This is a genomic window from Christiangramia marina (assembly GCF_048285865.1).
Taxonomy (GTDB): Bacteria; Bacteroidota; Bacteroidia; order Flavobacteriales; family Flavobacteriaceae; genus Christiangramia; species Christiangramia marina.
Genome location: NZ_JBLVTK010000004.1, coordinates 1 through 11900 on the forward strand (window position 1 = coordinate 1; position 11900 = coordinate 11900).

The 11900-nt window shown below is 37.8% G+C and carries 9 protein-coding genes and 1 rRNA gene; 2 read left to right on the forward strand and 8 right to left on the reverse strand.

Annotated features, from left to right (window positions below):
* Positions 1-74, forward strand: a 5S ribosomal RNA gene (gene rrf, locus ACNKXS_RS15525); the annotation flags it as partial.
* Between the two features lie 695 nt (positions 75-769).
* Here the strand turns inward: rrf and ACNKXS_RS13200 are convergent.
* Genes ACNKXS_RS13200 through ACNKXS_RS13215 form a run of 4 tightly spaced genes read right to left on the reverse strand, consistent with a single transcriptional unit; the run spans position 770 to position 5448 of the window.
* On the reverse strand, positions 770-1003 hold the full coding sequence (locus tag ACNKXS_RS13200) for a DUF6095 family protein (RefSeq protein ID WP_417921261.1): 234 nt from the start codon (positions 1001-1003) through the stop codon (positions 770-772).
* Complete coding sequence (locus tag ACNKXS_RS13205; protein WP_417921262.1) at positions 1000-1809, reverse strand: DUF4249 domain-containing protein; 810 nt, start codon at positions 1807-1809, stop codon at positions 1000-1002. The genes ACNKXS_RS13200 and ACNKXS_RS13205 overlap by 4 nt, the downstream gene beginning before the upstream one ends.
* A gap of 2 nt (positions 1810-1811) precedes the next feature.
* The gene (locus ACNKXS_RS13210; protein ID WP_417921263.1) at positions 1812-4181 is read right to left on the reverse strand and encodes a TonB-dependent receptor; all 2370 of its coding nucleotides are present in this window, start codon (positions 4179-4181) and stop codon (positions 1812-1814) included.
* Positions 4182-4221: 40 nt separating this feature from the next.
* On the reverse strand, positions 4222-5448 hold the full coding sequence (locus tag ACNKXS_RS13215) for a multidrug effflux MFS transporter (protein WP_417921264.1): 1227 nt from the start codon (positions 5446-5448) through the stop codon (positions 4222-4224).
* 176 nt (positions 5449-5624) lie between these two features.
* On the opposite strand from ACNKXS_RS13215, the gene ACNKXS_RS13220 reads away from it, so the two are divergent.
* Positions 5625-6239: a DEAD/DEAH box helicase gene (locus tag ACNKXS_RS13220; protein ID WP_417921265.1), complete on the forward strand. Its 615-nt coding sequence runs from the start codon at positions 5625-5627 to the stop codon at positions 6237-6239.
* Between the two features lie 51 nt (positions 6240-6290).
* On the opposite strand, the gene ACNKXS_RS13225 is transcribed toward ACNKXS_RS13220, so the two are convergent.
* From ACNKXS_RS13225 to trmD, 4 genes are all read right to left on the reverse strand, one after another.
* Entirely contained in the window at positions 6291-8519 is a 2229-nt protein-coding gene (locus ACNKXS_RS13225) for an NADP-dependent isocitrate dehydrogenase (RefSeq protein WP_417921266.1), read from the reverse strand.
* 528 nt (positions 8520-9047) lie between these two features.
* Positions 9048-10445, reverse strand: coding sequence for a S8 family peptidase (locus ACNKXS_RS13230; RefSeq protein ID WP_417921267.1), 1398 nt, complete (start codon positions 10443-10445; stop codon positions 9048-9050).
* A gap of 235 nt (positions 10446-10680) precedes the next feature.
* Entirely contained in the window at positions 10681-11034 is a 354-nt protein-coding gene (gene rplS / locus ACNKXS_RS13235) for a 50S ribosomal protein L19 (protein WP_141878372.1), read from the reverse strand.
* 117 nt (positions 11035-11151) lie between these two features.
* Positions 11152-11832: a tRNA (guanosine(37)-N1)-methyltransferase TrmD gene (gene trmD / locus ACNKXS_RS13240; protein ID WP_417921268.1), complete on the reverse strand. Its 681-nt coding sequence runs from the start codon at positions 11830-11832 to the stop codon at positions 11152-11154.
* Positions 11833-11900 lie beyond the last annotated feature (68 nt).

Consider the following 11900-nt stretch of genomic DNA (forward strand, 5'->3'; position numbering starts at 1 on the left):
TCCCGAACAGAGTAGTTAAGCCCGTTAGCGCAGATGGTACTGCTGTATTGTGGGAGAGTATGTCGTCGCCTTCTTCTTAAGAACCCTTCATCATAGCGATGAAGGGTTTTTTTATACCATAAAGTTAAGGAATGAAATAGCTTTTGCCGCTAATTACTATCGAAAACCATGTTACTTGATGTCTTAGAAGACCTTTGATGACTTCAATCAGTTAATATAATTGGTGTCTGTTACTATTTTTACTACCTTATTTGCGAATAACCTAACATTTGGTAATCCGCATTTCTACTTCTTCCAGCATTCAATACTACAATTGATCATCATCTATATCCTCGGTAAGATTCCCTTTTTTTTTAGGTACTACTATATAGCAACAAACTTTTATCTGGGAGGAATCCAAGACTGGGATCATTCGGAATTTAGCAAAAACGTAGGTTAAATTAATATATGATAGTCATAAGTGTAACTAAATGATAAGGCTGTATTTGCTAATATCAGAAAAGGAATTTACAGGTGAACAGAATGATCAAATGAGAGCTGAAAAAATCTCATTTCAAAACAACGAAGTGATTGTAGACATAATTTATAATTTCTACGATACTTTTTATATCAATAGCTTAATTTACTAGAGCTGGATCCTGATCATATAGTTTAACTATGCTCTATTCCGACGAAATCAATCTAATCCACTTTAGTTGATCTGATTTTTCTTACTACCAAATGAAATTAATCAGATCGTGAATTGAACTGCCAGGAATTGAAATATGACTTAGGAGCGTTTTCCGAAGAAAGAGTTAACCATGGTCATAATACCCTTAAACATTAGAAAGATCGCAGCGAAGGTTGCGATGATACCAAAAACCAAGACAGGAATATACCAGGGATGATTCTGGTTATTAAAAGCATTATACAACACCGAAGGTCCAATCATAACGAGGGGCAAGGAACCTGCGAGATATTTCACTCCTTTTGATAAGGTCTTTTTATCTGTATGTTTCATCATTCTACGCTATAGGTTATTGAATCTGCTTCAGAAAGTCTGAAATAACCAAATGGGAAGTTATCCCTGTTTGTTTCGTTTACGATATTGCCTCTTACTACTGCTGGCATTGTTTCAAAAGGGCCGCCCTGATTCGTGCCAACTTGTGACCTGAGTACAAACATATAATCATAATATTCTCTGCTTATACCTTCCATTTGTATGGAAATTACATCACCCGCTTCTATATCTTCATTAGAAAAATATCCGAAAATCTGGTTACCATTTGTAAACTCATCTTCATACAATTCCAGAAAGACGTCCTCATCTGTGAACTTGAATAAGTAGTAATTCTCCTGGTCTGCCGGATCTGTATAAAATGCCTTTATCTCAATTTCATCCCCAGCAAAGCCGCCACCATCTAATTGCTCCACATAATCTATTCCCGAGACTGACTTAAAACTTTCAGTTGCAGTATAAACTTGATCATTATAAATCAATTCGAGTTCATATTCCAGATCAAGAACAGGTTGAAATTCTTCATTAATATATATACCATTCTGTTCATGAGTAAATTCATATGTACTACCATTTTCAGAAGTAACCACTATTGAAGCTGTTGCCACAGGCCGTAGTTCTTCTTCATAGAAAGGACTCGTTGTACTTAACCTGATTTCCTGACGATTTCCATCTGTTCCCTTGATCCAGACAATAGAAGCTTCTACTACTAATTTTGGTTCAGACTCCTCCAGGTCGATATCTACGACTTCTTCGCAGGAGATAAATCCCAGAAATACAATCATGGCCAAAAATGATTTATACAATCTCATTTCTAAAATTTAAAATTATAAGTTACCGATGGGATGATCCCGAAGAGTGTCAGTCTTACAGCTTCATTTCTCCCCGTATCCATATTTTCACGGAACGAAATCGAATAAGCGTTCTGGCGATTGTAAACATTGTAAATTCCAAAATTCCATGAGCTTTGCAGTTTCCGACCCGTATTCTTTTTAGGATAATAAGTTGCCGAAAGATCCAATCGGTGATAAGAAGGTAGTCTATCCTCATTTCGTGCACCATAAACGGGAATATTTACATCTTCATATTCGTACTGCGCATTTGGAAAAGTAGTAGCAAGCCCGGTCTGATAAATAAAATTGGCGTTAAGATCCCAGTTCTCATTTAGATCGTAGCTGCCGGTAATAGTCACATCATGCGGCTTATCAAAATTCGTCTTGTACCAGTCGCCATTGTTTATTCCTATTTCCTGGGAGTTTCTACCTGGTGTTCTCTGCTCAGATCTCGATAGGGTGTAAGCCAGCCATCCTGTGAAACGTCCCTCGTTCTTGCGCAACAGTAGTTCGAGCCCGTATGCTCTTGCTTCTCCGTTAAGAACTACTCGCTCAATAGCATTGTTGGCGATCAAATTCGCACCGTCTATGTAATCTATTCTGTTTTGTATATCCTTATAAAAACTTTCAATTTCCAGGCTATAATCCCCATTATTGAAATTCCTGAAGTAGCCAATTGCATATTGATCCAGTAGTTGTGGCTTTATATAAGGACCACTAGGAGTCCAGACATCTAATGGCGTGGGACTGCTGGTGTTTGAAATTAAATGTAAATATTGAGCCATCCGGTTATATGAAACTTTTACAGACTGGTCCTCGGCGAAATTATAGGCAATAGCCAGTCTTGGTTCTAAATTGGTAAAAGTTTCAAGTGATTCTCCACGGGAAACATTTCTGGTTTCAAGAATATCGGCTTCGCTATAAATACTCGTTCTGGGATTATATGCAACTGGTTCATCATTGGTGTACGAATTAAAATCATTCTGACCCAATCTGAAAAAGTTACTCAGTCTCAATCCATATTCTGCGGAAAGCTTTTCTGAAAATTTATGTTCAGCTGAAATGTAAAATGCATTTTCAAGAGCGTACTTATCATTCAATTTGAAGTAATTTATTCCTGAAGTCTCATCGATAGGTTCTATTTCCCCGGGATTGAACTTGTAATAAGTATTATGCATCCCATACTTCAGCTCAAAATTCTCTGAAATATAATGGTTGAAATCATACTTGAGATTAAGATTTCTAATGCCGCTATCCCAGTTAAATCCAACAAAGTTTAGATTAAGTCCGTAGTAGTAATCACTATAAATAGCAGAAAGATTGGTAAAAATATTATCGGAGAATACATGGTTCCATCTCAGGTTCAGTACCGCATTGCCGTAAGTATTCTCAAAGTTCTGACTAATATTGAAAACATCCCGACCAAAATAACCACTTAAAAGCAGCTTATTGCTTTCGTCCAGCTCATAACTCAATTTGGTGTTCAGATCATAGAAATAAGCAGAGTTGTCGTTATCTGTTAACTTCAGAAATAGATGGGCATAAGAACTTCTTGCCCCAACTAGAAAACTTCCTTTATCCTTAACTATAGGACCTTCAGCTAGTAGACGGCTCGAAATCGCACCAATTCCTCCCTGCATTTTAAATTCCCGGCTATTCCCATCACGCTGATAAATATCCAGAACCGAGGAAACCCTGCCACCATATTCCGCAGGAATTCCGCCTTTATATAATTTTAAATCCTTGATCGCATCTGGATTGAATACGGAAAACAAGCCGAATAAATGTGAGGAATTATAAATGGTTGCTTCATCGAGTAAAATAAGATTCTGATCTACTGCACCTCCACGCACATTGAACCCGGAAGAACCCTCACCGGCATTGGAGACACCAGGTAACAATAACAGACTTCTTACCACATCTACTTCTCCGAACACTACCGGGATCTTTTTAATAGTACCAATGGAGAGTCGGTTGACACTCATCTCTGCTTTCTTGATATTAAGGGCTTCGATATCGCTTGTTATGACTACTTCATCCAGACTTTCGGAAGCTTCTGAAAGTTGAAAGTTCTGTTGCATATCATCTGAAATGTTCACTTCATTTTCAGCATTCGCGTAACCAATATAGGTGAGAATAACCCGGTGCTTACCAGCTGGAAGTTTGATCGAATAATAACCATAATCATTCGTGACCACGCCGTTTGCAAGATCTGGGAAAATAAGATTGACCCCAATAAGGGTTTCGTTACTGCTTTTGTCGATCACTCTACCGCTTAAAGTATACTCTTGTGAGAACGCAATAGAAGGTAGGATGACTAATAGTAGAAAACTTAAAAGTCGCAATTTCAATTTTTCAATAAAAATAGGCTATACCGTGGAAACCCAAAAATTATACTTCACTGAACTTCAATGCTTTTTTCTCCTGATTCGAAAATTTAAAAAGAAGTGCGAAACTGATTGCGAAACAAACTAATAGAATGATTGCCAGAGGTAAGGTACTTGAAGTGTGAAACTGACTGATAGCGAAAGACGTCAATGCACCCAGGATCATTTTCAAACTACCTATCAATGCCGAAGCTCTACCAGCCTTAGCTTCGAAAGGTTCCAACGACAAAGCTGTAGTATTAGGATTTTGAAAACCCAGTAAAAACAGCATGAGGAATAGTAAAATTGCGGTGAATACCAGTCCAAATCCTGCTATTGTATTCAAAAGGAATAACACAGAGAGAACTAAAAGTATCACACTATTAAATATCGTGATCTGGAAAGGGGTGTATTTTTTGAGAAAAAGTCGGTTGATCTGACTTCCGAGGATAAGACCTGCCGCATTGATACCAAACAAAATTCCAAATTCCTTCTGAGTGAGATCAAAATTTTCCATAAAGAGTTTTGGAGCTCCTGAAATATATGCGAACATCGCTCCAATAGCGAAACTCCCTGCCATTGAAAAACTCCAGAACTTGTGATGGGTAAGTATTTTAAAGTAATTAACTGCGACCTGTTTTGGTCTTAGATTAACTGCCCTGTCTGGTGTTTTACTTTCCGGTAGAAGTTTGGTTACACTGAAGATCATCAACACACTAAAAATGGCTAAAAAGAGAAAAATCATTTCCCATCCCATAGCATCTATGATAAAACTTCCAACAGTAGGGGCAATGATTGGTGCACCACCCATGATCAACATCAGTATAGAAATCGCACCTGCTACTTCGTTTACCGGAAAAACATCACGAACAATGGCTTTCGCTGCCACCATACCTCCTGCAGCACCAAGTGCTAGAAAGAATCGTGATACAACGAGCCAGGTTAGATCTGGTGAATACATACAGCTTAATGCGGCGAGGAAATAAATACCAAGGCCAATAAGTAGTGGCCTTTTCCTACCGTATTTGTCCATAATTGGGCCGTAGGCCAATTGTCCAAGAGAGATTCCTATAAAGTAACTGGTAAGTGTTAAACCAATCTGGCTAATTGTAGTATCAAAATCCTGAGCTATACTTTCGAAACCAGGTAAGTACGCGTCGATAGAGAAAGGCCCCAAAGCGATTAGTGTTCCCAAAACAAGAAGTATAATAAACTCCTGTTTTTTGTCTCGCTCTTCTGAAATATTCTGCATTATGCAAATTTCAGCAAAGTGAATAGCCTGTTCTAATTTCCGGATAGCTTTAACGAAAGATTAAATAGCTTATTGAAGGCAATTAAAGCTTTTTGCTTTCGTGGCCTACTATTTTGAGCAAAATGTCGAACTTTGCCATCAGCTAAGGCTGATCTTGAACTAACAAAATTTTAAGTATGTCATTTAAAAAACTGAACCCTGTTCTTAAATCCACTTTACAGGAAATGGGATTGGAATCTGCCAACGCTTTTCAGAAGAAGGCATTACCTAAAATTAAAAGTGGAGCAGATCTATACATGATAGCTCCCAAGGGCAGCGGTAAAACAACAGCACTTATTATAAGTGTGATTCAGCAATTAAATGCTGAAGCATTTGAAGATTCTCCAAGAGCTTTGATCTTTGTAAAGAACAAGGAAGCTGCATTGAGTCTGGAAGAGAGGTTCAAAGATTTTACATCTGAAACTGATCTTAGAGTTTATTCTGCTTATGACGAACAGAATATCGATGATCAAAAAGATGCTATCTATTACGGTGTTGATATTGTGATCGCCACTCCTCAAAGGTTGAGCAAGTTGTTTTCTATGACGGGAATACATCTGGGTCAGCTCAAAATGTTTATTATTGAAGATGCTGAATTTATTTCGCGCGGAGGTCATTTAAATCATATTCTCAGAATTCCTTTAAGTATATCGAAATGCCAATATCTTGTTTTCGGAGAAACGATGGAACCGAAAATGGAGCGGTTGCAGGAACAATTTATGGACCGTGCTCAGATCATCAAAATGAAATAAAAAAAAGCCCCGTCCAAGACGAGGCTTTGATATAATTTATAATCTGGTTACTTATACTTCAGTCGCCAGAATTTCATTCAATTTGTTACTAGGACGCATGGCTTTTTTAGTCATTTCCTCATTCGGTTCGTAGTAACCTCCAATGTCTACAGGTTTTCCCTGAGCATCGATAAGATCTTTAAGGATTAGTTCCTTATTCTCTTTAAGCATATCTGCCACTCTTCCGAAGTAAACGTTCAGGTCTTTATTGCTGGTTTGCGTAGAAAGTGCTTCAGCCCAATATAAAGCCAGGTAGAAGTGGCTTCCACGGTTATCCAGCTCATTCACCTTACGTGATGGAGATCTACCTTCATTAAGGAATCTCTCTGTCGCATCATCTAATGCTTCAGCAAGAGTAAGAGCTTTCGAATTATTATATTTCTCACCAAGATGTTCCAGAGAAACCGCAAGCGCAAGAAATTCTCCGAGAGAATCCCAACGCAGGTGACCTTCTTTTACAAATTGCTGAACATGCTTTGGAGCAGATCCACCGGCACCGGTTTCAAAAAGTCCACCACCATTCATCAAAGGAACAATAGAAAGCATCTTCGCACTGGTTCCAAGTTCCAGAATAGGGAAGAGGTCGGTAAGATAATCTCTAAGTACATTTCCAGTAACAGAGATCGTATCCTTACCATCTTTTACTCTCTCTAGTGTATATTTAGTAGCTTCAGTAGGAGCCATGATTTTGATCTCTAAACCATCAGTATCGTGGTTTGGAAGATATTTGTTTACTTTCTTGATAAGTTCAGCATCATGCGCTCTATTTTCATCTAACCAGAAAACTGCTGGCATTCCGGTTGCTCTAGCTCTTGAAATGGCAAGTTTGATCCAGTCCTGAACTGGCGCATCCTTAACCTGGCACATTCTCCAGATATCACCTTCTTCAACATCATGCTCAAGAATAGTTTCTCCCGCAGCATTGATAACTTTTACGCTACCCTTACCTGAAATCTCGAAAGTTTTGTCGTGAGATCCATACTCTTCGGCCTTCTGTGCCATTAACCCAACATTAGGAACTGTTCCCATTGTTGTAGGATCAAAAGCTCCATGCTCCTTACAGAAGTCTATAGTAGCCTGGTATAATCCAGCATAAGAACTGTCAGGGATCACAGCCTTTGTGTCCTGAGTCTTACCTTCTTTATTCCACATCTGGCCACTTGTTCTAATCATCGCTGGCATAGAAGCATCAATGATCACATCACTGGGAACGTGAAGATTGGTGATTCCTTCATCTGAATTTACCATGGCGATATCCGGACCATCTTTAAGATCTTTGGCGATAGCAAAATTGATCTCATCCTTTTTGTCCTTCGGAAGACTTTCAACGGCCTGAAGAACATCTCCTAAACCACTGGTAACATCTGCACCGGCTTTCTCAAGTTCAGCTCCATATTTATCGAATACATCTTCAAAGAATACTTTTACAGCATGACCAAAAATAATAGGGTCAGATACTTTCATCATGGTAGCTTTCATGTGCAGAGAGAAAAGCACACCTTTATCCTGCGCATCTTTTACCTGCTCACGAAGAAACTTTAAAAGTGCCTTCTTGCTCATTTTCGTAGCATCTATCACCTCACCATCCAGAACTTTTAATCCTTCTTTCAGAGTTTTAACTGATCCATCTTCTGAAGTAAATTCGATTTTAAGCGTATCATCCTTTGATAAGGTAACAGAACGTTCGTTCGCTCTGAAGTCACCTTCACTCATGGTAGAAACGTGAGTTTTAGAATCTGAACTCCATTCTCCCATTCGGTGCGGATTCCTTTTAGCGAAATTCTTAACGGCTTTAGGAGCACGTCTGTCAGAATTTCCCTCTCTAAGTACCGGATTAACGGCACTACCTTTAACTTTATCGTATCTGGATTTAATATCTTTTTCTTCATCATTGGTAGCTTCATCCGGATAATCTGGAATAGCAAAACCTTTCGATTGTAATTCAGAGATGGCATTTTTCAATTGCGGAACAGAAGCACTAATATTTGGAAGCTTGATAATATTTGCCTCCGGTTGTTTTGCCAGTTCACCAAGTTCTGCGAGGTCATCTGCTACTTTTTGATCATCTTTTAGATAATCTGGAAATTGAGATAGTATTCTACCTGCAAGTGAGATATCACGGGTTTCGAGACTTATGCCTGCTGCTTTGGTAAATGCTTCAACGATTGGCAGGAAAGAGTAAGTCGCCAACATTGGAGCTTCATCAGTTTTAGTATAAATAATTTTTTCTTTCTGAGACATTTATTTTGTTTTTGATTGCAATAAGTTCAAAGAAAACCCTGGAACATTCCAGGGTATCGTCATACGCGCAATATACAGATTTTCACTCTTTTTTCCTAGAAGTCAGTAGATGATGCGCTGTTAGAGATCTTAATTTAGAGCATAAAAAAAGCCATTTCATCTTATAACTAAAATGAAATGGCTTCAGAAACTGTAATTGATCCATATTTAAACTAAGTTAAAACTCAATCGAATCATCACTGCTTCCAGAAAATCATAAATTCTAAAAGAAGATATGACCGAATAAGAAATCTTTCAAACTGGTTTTGATGTCCAAAACACTAATGTTATATAGAAAATTTCAAACTCTAGAAATAAAAAAACTCTTTACTTCCTTCAAGATCTAAAAATCCTTTTGTCATTCTAAATCTCTTACTTAAAGATAATTAATATTATCCTATTCTGAAAAGACTTTAACTTTTGATAGTAAATGATTTAAACAAAAAAAAGCCCCGAAGAACCGGGGTTTTTTTGAATTATTGAAATCTATTATTCAGTTACAGCACGAAGAGCGTTAATTCTTCCCTGTCCCAGAAATACACTTTTTCCATTACCATCAACCTTATCAGCAGAATTTTCAAGTTGTCTCTGAACTTCTTTCGGTGACATTTTTCCATTCTTCGCAATAATCAAAGCAGCAACACCAGAAACATGTGGAGCAGCCATACTAGTACCAGAGCTAAAATAGAAACCATTGTTATTACCTGCACTTAAGATTCCATCAAGACCATAACTAGGTCCATCAAAATCCCCGCCCGGAGCAGCAACATCAATTAAAGATCTACCATGAGTGGTATAGCTGGAAGGAATATCAAAGTTTTGATCTGGAAGACCTGGATAGTAAGCTTGAGGTGCAGTAGCACTCACAGTTACTACGTTGTTTAAACCACCAGGTAATTTGATATAAGAACTAAGTCCATCATAATTCTGCGCATCATTTCCTGCTGAAGCGATAACCGTAGTTCCTTTAGAAACTGCATAATTAACCGCTCTTTGTTGTGCAGCGATAATGTCACGAATGTATACTGCAGGAATATGATAATCGTTACCATCAGCATCAGTTAACCAACCACTTTTTCTAAAAGTAGCACCAAGACTCATATTTACAACATCGGCACCCATATCTCCAGCGTACATAAGACCGGCATTGATCGCGCTAAATGGCCCGCTTCCAGTTCTTTCACTTAAAACTTTTACAGCTACCAGCTCAGCTTCTGGAGCAACACCAATAATCCCATAATTGGTATCTGCAGCTGCGATAGTTCCAGCGACGTGAGTACCGTGATTGAAACCTATATCATCACTTACGACATAGCTTTCATTAGCAATAAAAGAAATGGAAAGTTCAGTATTTACGTTCGGAGCAAGATCGTAATGATCTGGATCGATTCCGGAATCTAGCACATAAACACTGGCTCCTTTACCTGTAAAACCTAGGTCCCACGCTGCAGGTGCGCTAATAGCGTCAAGTCCCCACATGTAACCAACATCATAAAAGTATTCACCATCTGCTAAACTAGCTTGAGTTGCTTCTGCAGTTGGAATCCATTTAATTTCGTAATCTGGAATTACCGTAAGATTTTGTTCTCTTGCTTTAGTTAAAAGTGAAGCATCTTTAGTATTGATAACAGTCATTCCAATTTCAGGAAGAGTTCTTACAATACTTATATTTTCAGCATTCTTTAGAAAATTGAGAGCAGCTTTTTTAGAAGTTTCATCTTCTTTGCTAATAACTAGATAGTTAGTAAAAGAAGGTTCAGCAAGTTCTGCAGAAACAACTTCTGCTTCCTCAAATCCATCTTCATTTTTTTCACACGAAACAAGTGTAGCGCCGGCAAATAACATTAAGCCCATTAGCTTCCACACGCTAGTAATCGATCTTTTCATAAGTTTATTTTAGTTTGAATTTCTGTGGAATTTAAGTGGAAACTTTCAGTTAATAAAAAGTTAATTGTTAAATAATAGGGTTTATTTTAAAAGGGTTAATAATTATATGTAAACAGTTCACTATAACTGATTAATCGTTGACGTTTCAACAATTATGCTGAGGCATTCCTTATAATATATTAAACAAAAAAGCCCCGGAAGAACCGGGGCTTTTAAATATTTGTACAAGAAAGAATTATCTTCTGATAGCTTCTTTGATACGAGCTTTCTTACCAGTAAGTTCTCTAAAGTAGAAAATTCTAGCTCTTCTAACTTTACCTTTCTTATTGATCTCAATTTTTTGAATCGCCGGAAGGTTGATTGGGAAAATTCTTTCCACTCCAACAGTTCCACTCATCTTTCTAATAGTGAAGGTTTGAGATGATCCTGTTCCTCTTAACTGGATAACAACACCTCTAAAGAACTGTGTTCTTGTTTTCTGACCCTCTGTAATTTCGTAATAAACAGTAATTGTATCTCCTGCTGAAAATTCAGGTAGATCTTTTCTTGATACGAATTCGTCCTGAACAAATTTTACTAACGATTCCATTCTTAATAGTTTAAAGTAAATTCAAAAACAACATGCACGTTTCTCGCCAGAGGTTATTTTAGAATGAGTGCAAAATTAATTAAATAATATTATTCTACAAGCCTGAATTTGAAAAAATTAATCTTCCTTTAAAAGATCAGGTCGAAGTGCTTTTGTACGTTTATAAGCCTGATCCTCACGCCATGCTTCTATCTTCGGAAAATTACCACTGGTAAGGATCTCCGGTACTTTCCAGCCCTTATATTCAGCAGGTCGGGTGTAAACCGGGGGAGCAAGCAAATCATCCTGAAAAGAATCTGTTAATGCAGAAGTTTCATTTCCCAAAACTCCCGGAATCAGTCGAATGATGGAATCACAAAGCACCGCCGCACCTAATTCACCACCAGATAATACGTAATCTCCAATACTGATCTCTTTAGTAATGAACTGATCACGTACTCGTTGATCTACTCCTTTATAATGACCACATAAAATAATTAGGTTTTCATGTAGAGATAAACTGTTCGCAGTTCTCTGCTCGAGTCTTTCTCCATCTGGAGTCATATAGATCACTTCCTGGTATGCTCTCTCAGACTTTAGTTTTGAAATGCATTTGTCTATAGGTTCGATCATCATTACCATTCCTGCGCCACCACCAAATTGATAGTCATCAATTTGCTTATAGTTATCACTAACGTAATCTCTTAAATTATGCAGGTGGATCTCTACGAGACCTTTTTTGATCGCCCGTTCCAGGATAGAAGCCTCAAAAGGACTCTTTAAAATATCTGGAACGACGGTAATGATATCTATACGCATTTCTGTAGAACTGAATCCTTATTAGATGTTTGTGTTATTCGATTTATTTCTTTCATCCTGTAGCATTC